Origin of the sequence: Nocardioides nematodiphilus (genome assembly GCF_020216525.1) — a bacterium.
Taxonomy (GTDB): Bacteria; Actinomycetota; Actinomycetes; order Propionibacteriales; family Nocardioidaceae; genus Nocardioides; species Nocardioides nematodiphilus.
Window position 1 is genome coordinate 320,636 of sequence record NZ_JAIWOY010000004.1, and the last position, 14,249, is coordinate 334,884.

General features: G+C 71.4%; 15 protein-coding genes. 4 read left to right on the plus strand and 11 right to left on the minus strand.

Annotation, left to right across the window (positions count from 1 at the left end; genetic code table 11):
- Position 1: 1 nt before the first annotated feature.
- The 4 genes from KSO98_RS09625 to KSO98_RS09640 all read right to left on the minus strand — a co-directional run bounded on the left by KSO98_RS09625 (position 2) and on the right by KSO98_RS09640 (position 3,384).
- Positions 2-997, minus strand: coding sequence for a putative endonuclease domain-containing protein (locus KSO98_RS09625; RefSeq protein WP_225285197.1), 996 nt, complete (start codon positions 995-997; stop codon positions 2-4).
- Positions 998-1,139: 142 nt separating this feature from the next.
- A complete protein-coding gene (locus KSO98_RS09630; RefSeq protein WP_225285199.1) occupies positions 1,140-1,733 on the minus strand; it encodes a mismatch-specific DNA-glycosylase in 594 nt (197 codons plus the stop codon).
- Complete coding sequence (locus KSO98_RS09635; RefSeq protein ID WP_225285200.1) at positions 1,730-2,398, minus strand: class E sortase; 669 nt, start codon at positions 2,396-2,398, stop codon at positions 1,730-1,732. The genes KSO98_RS09630 and KSO98_RS09635 overlap by 4 nt, the downstream gene beginning before the upstream one ends.
- Entirely contained in the window at positions 2,395-3,384 is a 990-nt protein-coding gene (locus KSO98_RS09640; RefSeq protein ID WP_225285201.1) for an aldo/keto reductase, read from the minus strand. Before KSO98_RS09640 ends, KSO98_RS09635 begins: the two co-directional genes overlap by 4 nt.
- 74 nt (positions 3,385-3,458) lie before the next feature.
- Here KSO98_RS09640 and KSO98_RS09645 point away from each other — a divergent pair, with 74 nt between their 5' ends.
- The gene (locus KSO98_RS09645; RefSeq protein WP_225285203.1) at positions 3,459-3,824 is read left to right on the plus strand and encodes a hypothetical protein; all 366 of its coding nucleotides are present in this window, start codon (positions 3,459-3,461) and stop codon (positions 3,822-3,824) included.
- A gap of 3 nt (positions 3,825-3,827) precedes the next feature.
- Here the strand turns inward: KSO98_RS09645 and KSO98_RS09650 are convergent, their stop codons facing one another.
- The 3 genes from KSO98_RS09650 to KSO98_RS09660 form a co-directional block, all read right to left on the minus strand.
- On the minus strand, positions 3,828-4,523 hold the full coding sequence (locus KSO98_RS09650; protein ID WP_225285205.1) for an SGNH/GDSL hydrolase family protein: 696 nt from the start codon (positions 4,521-4,523) through the stop codon (positions 3,828-3,830).
- Between the two features lie 43 nt (positions 4,524-4,566).
- Positions 4,567-6,039 carry a GTPase HflX gene (hflX, locus tag KSO98_RS09655; RefSeq protein ID WP_225285208.1) on the minus strand — a complete coding sequence of 491 codons (1,473 nt, stop codon included), beginning with the start codon at positions 6,037-6,039 and terminating at the stop codon, positions 4,567-4,569.
- Positions 6,040-6,115: 76 nt separating this feature from the next.
- Positions 6,116-6,892: an SDR family NAD(P)-dependent oxidoreductase gene (locus tag KSO98_RS09660; protein WP_225285210.1), complete on the minus strand. Its 777-nt coding sequence runs from the start codon at positions 6,890-6,892 to the stop codon at positions 6,116-6,118.
- Between the two features lie 144 nt (positions 6,893-7,036).
- Here KSO98_RS09660 and KSO98_RS09665 point away from each other — a divergent pair, with 144 nt between their 5' ends.
- Complete coding sequence (locus KSO98_RS09665; protein WP_225285211.1) at positions 7,037-7,954, plus strand: alkaline phosphatase family protein; 918 nt, start codon at positions 7,037-7,039, stop codon at positions 7,952-7,954.
- 9 nt (positions 7,955-7,963) lie between these two features.
- Here the strand turns inward: KSO98_RS09665 and dapF are convergent, their stop codons facing one another.
- The 4 genes from dapF to miaA form a co-directional block, all read right to left on the minus strand.
- Entirely contained in the window at positions 7,964-8,812 is an 849-nt protein-coding gene (gene dapF, locus KSO98_RS09670; RefSeq protein WP_225285213.1) for a diaminopimelate epimerase, read from the minus strand.
- Complete coding sequence (locus tag KSO98_RS09675) at positions 8,812-9,429, minus strand: pyridoxamine 5'-phosphate oxidase family protein (protein ID WP_225285215.1); 618 nt, start codon at positions 9,427-9,429, stop codon at positions 8,812-8,814. The genes dapF and KSO98_RS09675 overlap by 1 nt, the downstream gene beginning before the upstream one ends.
- A gap of 119 nt (positions 9,430-9,548) precedes the next feature.
- Positions 9,549-11,393: a gamma-glutamyltransferase gene (ggt, locus tag KSO98_RS09680; RefSeq protein ID WP_225285217.1), complete on the minus strand. Its 1,845-nt coding sequence runs from the start codon at positions 11,391-11,393 to the stop codon at positions 9,549-9,551.
- Positions 11,394-11,452: 59 nt separating this feature from the next.
- A complete protein-coding gene (gene miaA / locus KSO98_RS09685) occupies positions 11,453-12,376 on the minus strand; it encodes a tRNA (adenosine(37)-N6)-dimethylallyltransferase MiaA (RefSeq protein ID WP_225285218.1) in 924 nt (307 codons plus the stop codon).
- Positions 12,377-12,451: 75 nt separating this feature from the next.
- Here miaA and KSO98_RS09690 point away from each other — a divergent pair, with 75 nt between their 5' ends.
- The gene (locus KSO98_RS09690) at positions 12,452-12,637 is read left to right on the plus strand and encodes an antitoxin (protein ID WP_225285219.1); all 186 of its coding nucleotides are present in this window, start codon (positions 12,452-12,454) and stop codon (positions 12,635-12,637) included.
- A gap of 130 nt (positions 12,638-12,767) precedes the next feature.
- On the plus strand, positions 12,768-14,006 hold the full coding sequence (locus KSO98_RS09695) for a multidrug effflux MFS transporter (protein WP_225285221.1): 1,239 nt from the start codon (positions 12,768-12,770) through the stop codon (positions 14,004-14,006).
- Positions 14,007-14,249 lie beyond the last annotated feature (243 nt).

Genomic DNA, 14,249 nt, shown 5'->3' on the forward strand with positions numbered 1-14,249 from the left:
CTCACTCGCGGCGGCGCGTTCTCACCTGTTTACGGCTGACCCGAGCCGTCAGAGCGACTGGGCCGGCGGCTGTGAAGCAGGACTCGTTCCACAGCGGCCACCATGGGTCCAGGCGGCTCCATTCGAAGGTCCATCCCAGCGATGCGCAGGCCTCCCTGATGATCGTGTGCGGATGACTGGCCACGTCCTGCGCCGTGTATCCCCGTCTCGTGATGCGAGCGGCGCTGAGAACTCGATCGCGCTCTAGATCGCGGCGGTGCTGATCGCTGTCCCGGTGGCCGGCTCCGTCGAACTCGTGGATCGATCGGGTGCCGGCGATCACCAGGTCCGCCCTCCCGAGGAGCCGGCCCTCGCTGAGGAGATCGACCTGCGGCACGATCGGGATGCCGCACACGTGATGAAGCAAGCGGAACGGTGTCTCCCACGCCGACTCCGTCCGCCGATCGCAGAGCGCCAGTGCCTCGCGCAGCAAGGGAGCACCTCGACGACGGACCGCCGCGGCCGCTTGCAGCTCCGCGACGCTGGTGTCGTCCCGGTGCAGAGCGCAGTCGATGAGCAGGACCAGATCCAGCAGCGCCAGGTCGTTGGCACAGGCTGCGATGGTCTCCACAACCGTCGCGAGCGGAAGGCCATCGACATCGTCATAGGGAGTCGGCCCGGCACGCCGGATCACCCGTACGCCTCCTCGGCGGCTCGGGTGCTCACCCGCGCTCTGCACGATCCAGATGGGCAGGCCCGCCGGCAACTGCGGAAGCCGCCATCCTCTGACGATGGCCGAGGTCAGATGCGTGAAGCAGGCGTCAGCACGCAGGAGCGGCTTCCACGCCCACAGGTCGGCGACGAGGGCTGTCCGGCGCGCCCCCGCCTTCGCCTCCCACCCGGCATCAGCCGGGATGGGCTGGCTGGGCAGTCGGTGGACGCCGTAGGCCAAACGCTCCCAACCCGAACCGGGGCTGCGGCCCCGGTGGACCGGCAGAGGCGGCGTCGACTCGAGCATGACCTGACTCTCGTGGAACGGCGCATCGTCCGCACCGCTCGGCAGGTCCCCTGTGGACTCGGCTCTCCCGAGTGTCAGATGTGAGTGGAAACTGGTGAGAACGTGCCCTCCGCTGCCATCCCGAGGGGCACCTTCTCACCAGTCAGTCGATGACGCCGGCGGCGCGGGCGGCTGCTCCGTACGCCTCCGCGAGGGAGGCGACCGTCTCGTGGGCGTTGAGGCCACTCGGGTTGGGGACGACCCAGATCTGGGCATCGCCCCAGTCGTCGGGGTCGGCGGGCTGGACGCCGGCCACGGCCTTGGGGAGCCCGAAGGCCGCGCGGTAGGCGGTGATGCCCGCGACGGCGACGACTCGGGGCCGCAGCCGGCGTACGAGTGCCTGCAGCTGCGCGCCGCCCTCGACCAGCTCGGCCTTCGACAGCTCGTCGGCGCGCGCGGTGGCGCGGTGGACGACATTGGAGATCCCGATCCCGCGCGACCTCAGGTGGTCACGGTCCGCGTCGCTCATCCCGGCCGCCGGGTCGATCGCATGATCGGTGATGCCGGCGGCGAAGAGCGCGGGATAGAAGCGATTGACCGGGTGCGCGAAGTGGGTCTGTGTCGCCGCCGTCCACAGCCCCGGGTTGATCCCGACGAACAGCAGTCGCAGCTCCTGCCCAGGACCGGGAAGCAGATCCGGCACGACGGCGTCGCGGTAGGACTCGAGCTCGGCCCGGGTGAAGCGCGTACGACTCATGAGGCGACCCTCTTCTCCAGCACGCCGAAGGCGACCATCCGGTTGTCGGTGTGGAAGAGCTCGCTGCAGGTGGTGAGCGTGATCAGCCGCTGCCCCGGAGCCTGCGCGGGCTCGACGCCGCCGTCGGGGTTGGTCGGCAGCGGATCGGTCACCCAGCCGGCCGTGAACGGCACCACGAGCCCCGATCCGGGCGTCGTCAGGCGGTACGTGAACGTCGTCGTCCGGGTCTGCACGAGGACCTCGTCACCGATCTTCAGCTCCGGCATCCGACGCAGCGGCTCACCGTGGGTGATCCGGTGCGCGGCGAGCGCGAAGTTGCCGACCTCACCCGGCGCGGCCGTGTGGTCGAAGTGGCCGAAGCCCGTCGCCAGCACGTCGTCCGAGGTGCCCTCGAAGACGGGCACCGCGTAGTCGGAGCCGAAGCGCGGGATCCGGATGATCGCGGTGGCATCGCCCCACGTGGTCCGGACCGCGCCCGAGCCGCCCTGCGGTCGCGCCCACTCCCGCTCGATCTGGGTCAGCGCCTGGTCACGGTGCCGGTGCGACACCCAGGTGGTGCCCCAGAACTCCCAGCCGACGTACCCGAGCAGGCCGACGCCGACCAGGATGAGGGCGATCCCGGGCCAGAGCAGCAGCCCCCGCCGACGGGAGCGCCCGGCGCTCACCAGCGCGGGTGGATCGCGGCGCGCAGGTGGGTGTCGTAGATGGCCCGTACGCCCGCGAGGAACTCCTCGCTGACCGCCGGCAGCGAGCCGGCGGCGGCGTTGGCCCGGGCCTGGTCGACGTTGCGCGCGCCCGGGATCACCGTGGTGACGCCGGGCTGCTGCGCCGCCCACGCCAGTGCGGCCTGCGCGGTGCTGGCGCCGGACGGGCCGTGGGTGCGTGCGAGCTCGACGAACTCCTGCGCCGCCTGCAGCCCGACCTCGTAGTCGACGCCGGAGAACGTCTCGCCCTGGTCGAACGCCTCGCCGTGGCGGTTGTAGCTGCGGTGGTCGTTGTGCGCGAAGACCGTCTCGCGGCTGTAGCGACCCGAGAGCAGGCCGGAGGCGAGCGGCACCCGGACGATGATGCCGACGCCGGCCTCGGCCGCGGCCGGGAGGACCGCGTCGAGCGGCTTGAGCCGGAAGGCGTTGAGGATGATCTGGACGCTCGCCGCTCCGTTGCGGATCGCGGTCAGCGCCTGGTCGCAGGTCTCCACCGATACGCCGTACGCCGCGATCGCGCCGTCGTCGACGAGCGTGCGCAGGCCGTCGTACGTCCGCTCGTCCTCGATCGTCTCGCTCGGCGGGCAGTGCAGCTGCACCAGATCGAGAGTGTCGACGCCGAGGTTGCGACGTGAGCGGTCCGTCCAGGCCCGGAAGTTGTCGAGGGTGTAGTTCTCCGGGACCTGGTCGACGCGGCGGCCCATCTTGGTCGCCACCGTCACCGGCGCCCCCGAGGACCGCAGGAAGCCGCCGATGATCTGCTCGCTGCGCCCGTCGCCGTACACGTCTGCGGTGTCGAAGAACGTCACGCCGGCCTCGAAGCTGGCCTCCAGGACGGCGCGCGCGGCGTCTTCGGTGACGTCACCCCAATCGGCGCCGAGCTGCCAGGTGCCGAGGCCGATGATCGAGACGTCCTTGCCGGTGCTGCCGAGAGTGCGCTGGTCCATACCGTCCATCTTGGCCGATCGGGTACAGGAGCTGGCGAAGACCCCTGGGGAAGATGCCCGTGAAGGAGGAACCGATGGCTGTCACCGCATTCGGCGACCTGCCGCTCGCGGATCGCGAACGCGCCTGGGACGGCGCCGCCGCGGAGAAGCGGGTGCGCGCCTGGGCGAAGGCCGAGGACGAGCCGAACGAGCGCTACCGCGACGCCCACGTCTGGTACGACGCCGATCGCAAGGACCGGTTCACCGCCTACAAGCTGCTCATCGCCGATGTCGTCGGCGGGCGCCTGGTCGCCGTGCCGCGAGGCGTGATGGCGGCCGGGAACGTGATGGACGGAGCACGGGGCGGCGTGGACCTGCCGAACAAGGACGTCGAGCGGGTCAAGAGCCACCTGGCGAAGTACTACAAGAAGATGGGCGACGAGCCGCCCTGGGAGCGCTGAGGCTCAGGCCGGGCGCCCTGCGACGAAGGCGGCCACCGCATCCCCGAACGCGTCGGCCCCGGCTTGCGTCGGGTGCAGCCGGTCGGGCTGATAGCCCAGACGGAGGTCGACGGTCGAGAGGTACGGGACCGCGGCGTCCTTGCTCAGCGCCGCGAGCAGGCGGTCCACCCGCGGGACGCCGGCGGCACGCGACGGTGCCATCGGCGGCCCGACCACGACGACATCGCGTCCGCGCAGGGCGGCGATCAGCTGGTGGAAGCCGTCGGTGATCGCGGCCGACGACTGGTCGACGTCGTTGAGACCGCCCTCGACGACGACCAGGTCGGCGCCGCCCTGCACGGCCCGGTGGGCCCGCTGGAAGTAGGCCACCGGACCGCATGGCGAGGCGTAGGCGCTGAAGCCGGAGCCGGAGAAGCCGTCGACGTACACCCGCCCGGGCAGGCGCGCGGGCCAGGACCGGTCCGGGTCGGCGAGCCCCAGGCCCGCGGACCAGGAGTCGCCGATGACCACGACACGCCGACCGGTGCCGGAGACCGCTGCGGTCCGCGCGGCGTGGGCGGCGGCGAAGTCGTGGCAGCGGGCGCGCCCGATGGCGTCGGCGGCGGCGCGCGCGTGCCACGTCCGCACGCCGGTCAGCAGACCGGCGAGGAGACAGACGATGACGACCACGAAGGCCGCACGACGGACCGAGACGCGCACAGGAGAAGGATGCGTTCCCTAGGCGTTCTGCGCAGCCGAATCGTCAGATCGCGTACGCGGCGAGCTCGCCGGCGAGATCCTCGTTGGCGCGACCCTTGATCTCGGTGCCCTCGCCGGTGTGCTCGAGGGAGTCGATCTCGCCCTGCTGGTGGATCGCGTTGACCAGGTCGCCTCGCCCGTACGGCAGCAGCACGTGGAACGCGACGCCCGGACGGGGCAGGTCGGTCTCGATGGCGCGGATCGCCTCGGCGATGCCCTCGCCGGTCTTGGCCGAGACGACGACCGAGTGCGGTTCGGCGCGCTGCAGGCGCTGCACCACGACGGGGTCGGCGGCGTCGGCCTTGTTGATCACGACGAGCTCGGGCACCTGGGAGGCGCCGATCTCGGCGAAGACCTCGCGGACGGCGGAGAGCTGGCCCTCCGGGTCCGGGTGCGAGCCGTCGACGACGTGCACGATCAGGTCGGCATCCGCGACCTCCTCCAGCGTCGAGCGGAAGGCCTCGACGAGCTGGTGGGGCAGGTGCCGGACGAAGCCGACGGTGTCGGACATCGTGTAGACGCGGCCGTCGGCGGTGGTGGTGCGCCGCGTGGTCGGGTCGAGGGTGGCGAAGAGGGCGTCCTCGACGAGCACGCCGGCGTCGGTGAGCCGGTTGAGCAGCGACGACTTGCCGGCGTTGGTGTAGCCGGCGATCGCGACCGCGGGGATCTGGTTGCGACGACGGGTGGCCCGCTTGATGTCGCGGGTGCCCTTCATCTCCTTGAGCTCGCGGCGGAGCTTGGCGATCTTGTCGTTGATCCGACGACGGTCGGTCTCGATCTTGGTCTCACCGGGGCCACGTCCACCGATGCCGACGCCGTTGGCCGCACGACCGCCGACCTGGCGCGACAGGTTGCCACCCCAACCACGAAGACGCTGCTTCATGTAGCTGAGCTGGGCCAGCTCGACCTGCGCCTGGCCCTCCTTGGACTTCGCGTGCTGGGCAAAGATGTCGAGGATCAGCGCGGTCCGGTCGACGACCTTGACCTTGACCTTGTCCTCGAGGTTCCTGAGCTGCGAGGGAGCGAGCTCGCCGTCGCAGATGACGGTGTCGGCGCCGGTGGCCTGGACGATCTCGCGGATCGCCTCCACCTTGCCGCGCCCGACGTAGGTGGCCGGGTCGGGTGCCTGCCGGCGCTGGTAGATCGCCTCGAGCACCTCCGAGCCGGCGGTCTCGGCGAGCAGCGCGAGCTCGGCCAGGGAGTTCTCGGCGTCCTGCGTGGTGCCGCTGGTCCACACGCCGACGAGGACGACCTTCTCCAGACGGAGCTGGCGGTACTCGACCTCGGTGATGTCCTCGAGCTCGGTGCGCAGGTTCGCGACACGGCGAAGCGCGTGGCGCTCGGCGAGCTCGATGGCGCCGAGGGTCTGCTCCTCGGGGTCCTCGTCGTCATAGCCGGCGTCGAGGGCGTCCGTGTCGTCCCAGCCGGCGGTGTCCTCGAGCTCGTTCTCGAGGCTGAAGTCAGATGCGTTAGTCATACAGCATCAAGAGTACGGCGGTACGCCAGCGATTAACCGATCGCGGACGCACCGCCGTGGCGGGGTGGGGCAACGATCACTTGGGAGGCATCCGGATGCCGCCGTCGACGCGGACGACCTCGGCGTTCATGTAGTCGTTGGTCAGCAGCTCGATCACCATGGAGGCGAGCTCGTCGCCGGTGCCGAGGCGCTTGGGGAAGAGCACGTTGGACCCGAGGTTGGCCTTGAAGGCGTCGGACTCGGGGCCGGTGCCGTAGATCGGGGTGTCGATCAGACCGGGCGCGACCACGTTGAGCCGGATGCCGGAGGCGGCGAGGTCGCGCGCGACCGGGAGGTTCATGCCGACGACGCCGCCCTTGGAGGCGGAGTAGGCGGCCTGGCCGATCTGGCCGTCGAAGGCCGCGACCGACGCCATGTTGACGATCGCGCCGCGCTGGCCGTTCTCGTCGGGCTCGTTGCGGCTCATCACGGTGGCGGCCTGGCGGGTCATGTCGAAGGTGCCGATGAGGTTGATCTCGATGACCTTGCGGAAGGCGCCGAGGTCGAAGGCCGAGGAGATCTGGCCGTCGCGACCGATGGTGCGGGTCGCCCAGCCGATGCCGGCGGAGTTGACGCACGCCTTGAGCGGCGCGATCTGGGCGGCCTGCTCGACCGCGGCGGTGATCTGGTCGGTGTTGGTGACGTCGACCTGCGCGAACACGCCCTTCACCTCCTCCGCCAGGGCCTCGCCCTTGTCGGCCTGGAGGTCGGCGATGATCACGGTCGCGCCACGGGCGGCGAGCTGGCGTACGCACGCGGCGCCGATGCCGCTGGCGCCGCCGGTGACGATGGCAGTGCTGTTGGTGAGGTCCATGCTCGGACCCTAACAGCGCGACTGTCAGCATGGAACGGCCATCAGCGGCCGAGTACGACCCCGCTCAGGACCGTGCCCGACGCCGCCGGGACATGTCGGGACGACGTCGTGGCCGGCCGCGGCCCGCGCAGGTACGGTCGTGGGGTGCAGCTCATCTCCCCGATCCGCCTGATCGCCGCCACCGGATTGGTCGCGGCGGCCACCGCCTGCGGCTCCGTGACATCGTCGACCGCCGCCCCGAGCGCATCCCCGCCGTCAACGTCCGCGTCGGCGTCGGCCGCGCCGCGACCGGTCGACAAGGTCATCGTGTTCGTGGTCGAGAACCACTCGCTGGCCCAGATGCAGGCGGGCATGCCGAGGACGTACGCCTTCGCCAAGCGCCACTCGTACGCCACGAACTACTCGGCGATCCAGCACCCGTCGCTGCCCAACTACATCGCGATCGCGGCCGGCAGCACCCTCGGCGTCAACGACGACGCCAACCCGTCGGCCCACCGGCTGACCGGCAGCAACGTGTTCCGCCAGGCGCGGCGGCAGCACCGGACCGCACGGACGTACGCCGACGCGATGCCGCACCGCTGCGCGCTCACCAACGCCGGGACCTACGCCGTGCGGCACAACCCGTGGACCTACTTCACGCCCGATCGCGCGGCCTGCCGCCGCAACGACGTCCCGGCGACGCGGCTGGCGCACGACGCCGCGACCGGCACGCTGCCGAACCTCGGCTTCGTCATCCCGGACGTCATCCACGACGCGCACGACGGCACCCTCGCCCAGGCCGACGCCTGGATCTCCTCCCGGATCGCCTCCCTCACCGCGGGTCCGGACTGGCGCTCGGGCCGGCTCGCGATCGTCGTCACCGCCGACGAGGACGACCACAGCGCCGGCAACAAGGTGCTCACCGTGGTGGCGACCAGGGGTCAGCACCGGCGCGTGGTCACCACGCCGCTCAACCACTACTCGCTGACCGGGTTCCTCGAGGACGTCATCGGCGCCAAGCACCTGCGCCACGCGCGCACCGCGCCGTCGCTGACGAAGGCCTTCGGGGTCTCCGTCGGCTGACGCCCCCGCCTAGAGCGAGGTCGTGCCGCTGGCGACGAGCGCCGCGGGGCCGGTGAGCAGGGCGTGGCCCGCCTCGCTCCAGGTGACCGTGAGCCGGCCGCCGGGGACGTCGACGGTGTAGGTGGAGCCGTCCGCGACGTGTCCGTCGGCCTCCATGATCGCCACCGCGGTCGCACCGATGCCCGTACCGCAGGAGCGGGTCTCGCCGACGCCACGCTCGTGCACGCGCATGCTGAGGTGCGCCTCGCCTGCCCGCTCGACCAGCTCGACGTTGACGCCGTGCGGGTAGGTCGCGGCGTCGAAGGCCGGCTGGCGGGTCAGGTCGACGTCGTCCACCCGGACGTCGCCGTCGTCGAGCAGCGCGACCGCGTGCGGGTTGCCCATGTCGACGTGGCGCGCCTTCCAGGTGCGCCCGGTGTCCCCGTCGATCCCGATCTCCGTCCAGCCGAGGAGCTGCGGGGCGCCGAGGTCGACGGTCCACAGCTCGCCGTCGAAGGTGAGGGTCTTGTCGCCGGCGCGGGTCGCGATGGTGATCTCGTCGCTGGTGTCGAGCCCGCTGTCGCGCAGGTAGGCGGCGAAGGCGCGGGTGCCGTTGCCGCACATCTCCGCGATGGACCCGTCGGCGTTGCGGTAGTCCATGAACCACGTCGCCGAGGAGGTCGGCGCGCCCGGCCAGGTGGCGTCGTAGGAGGCCGTACGGATGACGCGGAGCACACCGTCGCCGCCGATGCCGGCGTGCCGGTCGCACAGCGCTCGTACGCGGGCGTCCGCGAGCGGCCCGTGGACGCTGCCGTCGGGATCGGGCAGGACGACGAAGTCGTTCTCGGTGGCGTGCGCCTTGATGAATGCGTAGCCCATCAGTAGAGCCCCTTCGTGTAGGCCTCGCCGTAGTAGGCGTCGAGCTCCTCGATCGTCCCGGGTGCGTTCTCGAACGTCTTCGCGATCACCGCGCGCCGCGGGATCCGCGCATCCGGCGCCCAGGTCTCGTGCTCCCACAGCCCGCTGCGCAGGAACGCCTTGGCACAGTGGAAGAAGATCTGCTCGATCTCGACGACCATCGCCAGGATCGGCCGCTTGTCCCGCACGCTCATCGCGTCGAAGAAGTCGGCGTCGCGCACCAGCTGCGCGCGGCCGTTGATCCGCAGCGTGTCGCTGCGGCCCGGGATGACGAAGATCAGCCCGACGTACGGGTTCGCGAGGACGTTGAGGTAGCCGTCGGCGCGCTTGTTGCCGGGTCGCTCGGCGATGGCGATCGTGGTGTCGTCGATGACGTGGACCAGCGAGCCGGCGGGGTCGCCCTTCGGACTGGCGTCGAGGCGACCGTCGGCGTCGCTCGTGGCGAGCACGCAGAACGGGCTGGCCGCGAGCCAGTCGCGATCGATGTCGAGGAGCCGTGTGCGCTCCTTGTTGACCGCGCGCTCGTTGGGCTCGCCGAGCAGGGAGCGCAGCTCGTCGGCGGTGTCGATCGGGGTCACGCGCCAAGCGTAGGCGACCGCGCGAGCGACGGCGCCGAGCGCGGATCGAGCTCCGGCCACCGGCCGCCAGTGCGGGCGCGGGGCTACTCCGGCGCACCCCGCCGGCCCTCCGCCCGGCTTCAGCCCGCGCGGACCACCCGCGCCGAGCCGCCGCCACGCCGGGTGGGCTCGGCCGCGACGGTGATCCTCCTCCCGGGCCCGAACTCGATCCCGGTCGCCGCGCCGATCTCGGCTGCGCTCGTGCCCGGGGCGCCCGGAGGCGCGAACTTCTGGCCGTACGCGGCGAGGGCCGCGCCGTACCGGTCGATGAAGGCCTGCTCCGCGGTGGTGGTGGCGCTGTTCTGGTTGGAGGCGCGCGGCGCGGCGATCGCCTGCGGCAGTGTCATACCTCGGTCGATGCGATCGAAGAGGATCTGCAGGACGGTGGTGATGATGGTGGCGCCGCCGGGCGATCCGACCGCGAGCCACGGCTTGCCGTGCCGCAGGACGATCGTCGGCGAGATCGAGCTGCGCGGGCGCTTGTCCGGCTCGATCCGGTTCGGGTCGTGGGGGTCGTAGACGGCGCTGAAGTCGGTCAGCTCGTTGTTGAGCAGGAAGCCGCGGTGCGGCACGACGATGCCGGAGCCACCGGTCTGCTCGATGGTGAGCGTGTACTCGACGACGTTGCCCCACCGGTCCGAGACGGTCAGGTTGGTGGTCTCGCGGTTCTCGGTGTCCTCACGTGCGGCGCCGGTGGCCGGCGCTCCGCTGCAGACGCCGTCGTACGACGACACGTCGCCGGCCGCGACCGGCTTCGCCATCGCGGTGGTCGGCGAGAGGGCGCAGGCCCGCTCCTTGGCGTACGTGGGCGAGAGCAGATCCGCGAGGGGGACGTGGACCTTGTCGGGGTCGCCGACGTAGGCGTTGCGATCGGCGTACGCGAGCGCACTCGCCTCGAGGTAGTGGTGCAGCGCGGCGGGGGCGCTCATCGCGCTGAGGTGGTAGTTCGACAGGATGTTGAGCGCCTCGCCGACGGTGGAGCCGCCCGAGGACGCCGGCCCCATGCCGTAGACGTCACGGCCGCGGTACGTCACGTGCGTCGGGCGCCGGTCCACGACGCGATAGCGCGCCAGGTCCCGGCGCGTCATCGATCCGGGCATCACCGGCAGGTCGGTGCCGGCCGTCTTCGGCGGGCGCTGGACGGTCCGGGCGATCTGCTGAGCGAGCGCGCCGCGGTAGAAGGCGCGGACGCCCTTGCGGGCGATCAGGTCGTACGTGGCCGCCAGGTCCGGGTTGCGCAGGCGGCTGCCGACCGTCGGTGCGTGCCCGCCGCGCAGGTAGAGCCTCCTGGTGCTGGTGAACGCCTGGAACCGCTCGGCGTTGTCGCTGACCTGCTGGTTGAAGGTCCTGTCCACCACGAAGCCGCGCCGGGCCAGCGCCGCCGCGGGTCGCAGCGAACGGGCCATCGAGCGCGTGCCCCACCGGTGCAGGGCGCGCTGCCAGGTCGCCAGCGAGCCCGGCGTGCCGACGGAGACGCCGCTGGTCACCCGCTGCGGAGTGAAGGGGTACGGCTGCCCGGTGCTCGGGTCGATGAACGCGTCGTGCGACATCGCATGGGGCGCGGTCTCGCGACCGTCGATGGTCCTGACCTTCCCGGTGCGGTGGTCGTAGTAGACGAAGAAGCCGCCCCCGCCGATGCCGCTGCTGAAGGGCTCGGTGACGCCCAGTGCGGCCGCGGCCGCGACCGCCGCATCGACAGCGTTGCCGCCCTGCCGCAGGACCTGCAGCCCGATCCGGCTGGCGTCGGCGTCGACGGTGGAGATGCCGCCGCCGGTGCCGACCATGGTCGCCTGCTTGGGTGGCGGAGTGGCACGATGCGCGGCTGCCGTCGCGGAGGCCGCCCCGGCGGGGGCGATCCCGATGGTCAACAGGGTGCTGCCGAGCGCGAGCGCAGCACCGGCGGCCAGAGCGTGGGTGGACTTCATGGGCACTCCTCCGAGACGGGTACGTGCCCGGTGCCCCGCCACCCGCGCGGATAACGGGGCTACAGCGAGCGAACGGCCGCGATCGCCTTCTCCACCCGCTCGGGGTCGTCGTAGCCCACCCACACCACCCGCGGGTCCTTGCGGAACCACTGGTCCTGACGACGGGCGAACTGGCGGGTCTTGATCGCCGTCTTGAGCTTGGCCTCGGGCAGGGTCAGCGCGCCGGCGAGGAACGCGGCGACCTCGCGGTAGCCGATGGCGGTCTTGGCGGTCTTGGTCTCGAGCAGACCCTCGTCGATCAGCCGGATGACCTCGAGGACGAAGCCCGCCTCGAACATCTCCTCCACGCGCAGCTTGATCCGCTCGTCGAGGGTCTCGCGGTCGATGTCGACGCCGATCTGGATGGTCGCCGGGTCGGCGTACTCCTGCACCGGCAGGCGGGCGCTGAAGGGCTCCCCCGTCAGCTCGATGACCTCGAGGGCGCGCACGATGCGGCGGCCGTTGTCCTGCTCGATCCGCTCCGCCGAGACCGGGTCGAGCTCGGCGAGCCGGGCGTGCAGGGCGCGGGTGCCGACGGCCTCGAGCTCGGCCTCCCAGCGCTCGCGGACGGCGGCGTCGGTGCCGGGGAACTCGAATTGGTCCACCAGCGCGCGGGTGTAGAGGGCGCTGCCCCCGACGAGGACCGGCGTACGGTCGTGGGCGCGCAGGTCACCGATGACCGTACGAGCGCGCTCCTGGAAGTCCGCCACGGTCGCCGGGTGCGCGAGATCGAGGATGTCGATGAGGTGGTGCGGGATGCCGCGCCGCTCCTCGACCGGCAGCTTCGCCGTGCCGATGTCCATGCCCCGGTAGAGCTGCATCGCGTCGGTGTTGACGATCTCGCCGCCGAGGCGCTCGGCCAGGTCGAGAGAGAGCGAGGTCTTGCCGGCCGCGGTGGCACCCACCACGGCGACGATCGGCACCTCTGTACGGCGTTCTGACACGTGACTAGTGTGGCAGCCGGACGCGGTGCCGCTCGGAGCGCCGCCCGCCAACCACTCGGCACATGGGGGAACATCATGGGATTCCTGGACGACGCGCTCGACAAGGCCAAGGACGCGATCGCTGACCACCCCGACCAGGTCTCGGAGGCGCTCGACAAGGCCGGCGAGTTCGCCAGCGACAAGACCGGCGGGAAGTTCGACGGTCAGATCGAGGGCGGTCTGGACAAGGCCAAGGACGCGCTCGGCCTCGACGGCCGCTGAGCCCTCGCCGCCACGCCCTGATCGAAGCCTGACCATGTCGGGCCGCCCCCTGTTCCGGGGGCGGCCCGACGTCAGGTGCGGGCGTTCATCCATTCGTCGATGAGAACGTTCCCAACGTAAATTGGGCCCAGTGACTGAGGAACATCTGCCGCGGCGCCTCATGGTCGCCATGGCGCTGCTGTGGGCGACCTCGCCCATCGCCACCGACCTGTATCTCGCCTCCTTCCCGGAGATGACGCGCGGTCTCGACACCGATGCGTCGATGGTGCAGCTGACCCTGACCGCGTTCCTCGTCGGGATCGGCGTCGGCCAGGTGCTGTGGGGCCCGGTCAGCGACCGGTTCGGTCGCTACCGCCCGATGATCGTCGGCGCGTCGGTCGCCCTCGTCGCCTCGGTCGTCGCGATGCTCGCGCCGACCGTCGAGGTCCTGATCGCGGCCCGGCTGGTCCAGGCGCTCGCCAGCGCAGCGTGCGTCACCGCGACCAGCGCGTCGGTCGCCGACCGGTTGAGCGGGTTCCCGCTCGCGCGCACGATGACGCTGATCGGCTCGATCATCGGCGTCGCGCCGATCGTCGCACCGGTCGTCGGCGGCGTGCTCGCCGAGGCGATCCCGTGGCGCGGCATCCTGGCGATCATCGTCGCCTTCACGGCCGCGCAGCTGCTCGTGATCCTGCTGGTGCTGCACGAGACCCACCCGCCGGAGAAGCGCTCGCACCGGATCCGGTACGGCCATCTCGGCACCCTGCTCACCCGCCCGGCCTACATCGGCCATGTCGGCACCCAGGTGCTCAACTTCTGCACCCTGATGGCGTACGTCTCCTCCTCGTCCTTCATCTTCCAGAGCTACCTCGGCTTCTCCGCCTCGGCCTACGGCCTGTGCTTCGCCGGGAACTCGGTGGCCCTGGTGGCGGGCAACTACGCCTCCTCGCGGCTGGCCCGCAAGCGGATCCACCCCGCCCGGACCGTCTCGTACGCCCTGCCGGTCGCGGTGGGCGCGGTGCTGACCATGCTCGTCGTCGTGGTCGCCTCGGCGCCGCGCGAGCTGATCCTCGCGCCGCTCTTCGTCGCGATGGGCTCCTTCGGCTTCATCGGCGGCAACTCGTCCGCCCTGGGCGCGCAGCAGAGCCGTGACATCGCCGGCTCGGGCAGCGGCCTGGGCGGCGGTCTGATGTTCCTCTGCGCGGGCCTGGTCTCCCCGGTCGGTGGCATCGCCGGGGAGGACACCGCACTCCCCCTCGTGATCTCGATGAGCATCACCGAGATCGCGGCCGCAGTCTGCTTCATCGCGGTGCGCCGCTACGTCACGCGCCACCCGCACCTGGAGAAGGCGTTCCACGCCGCGCCGGCGCCGGCGCTCGCCGACGCCTGACCTCTCCCCGGCAGCAGATCCCGTGGCCGTGGTCGAGCCGCGGACCACTTCCCGCAGCAGCTTCTTGTCCGCCACGTCGTGGCTCAGCAGCCCGCACGGTGCCGTTGTGGCGATCGAGGCCTTGTGCGAGCCGATCCGGGCGACGAGGACTCCATCGAGGCCTGACCGCCGGCCGCCGCGCGCCGAGCGACGACCATGATCTGACGAACAGCTTCGCGCGGTCGCTGGCACCCTTCCTCGACG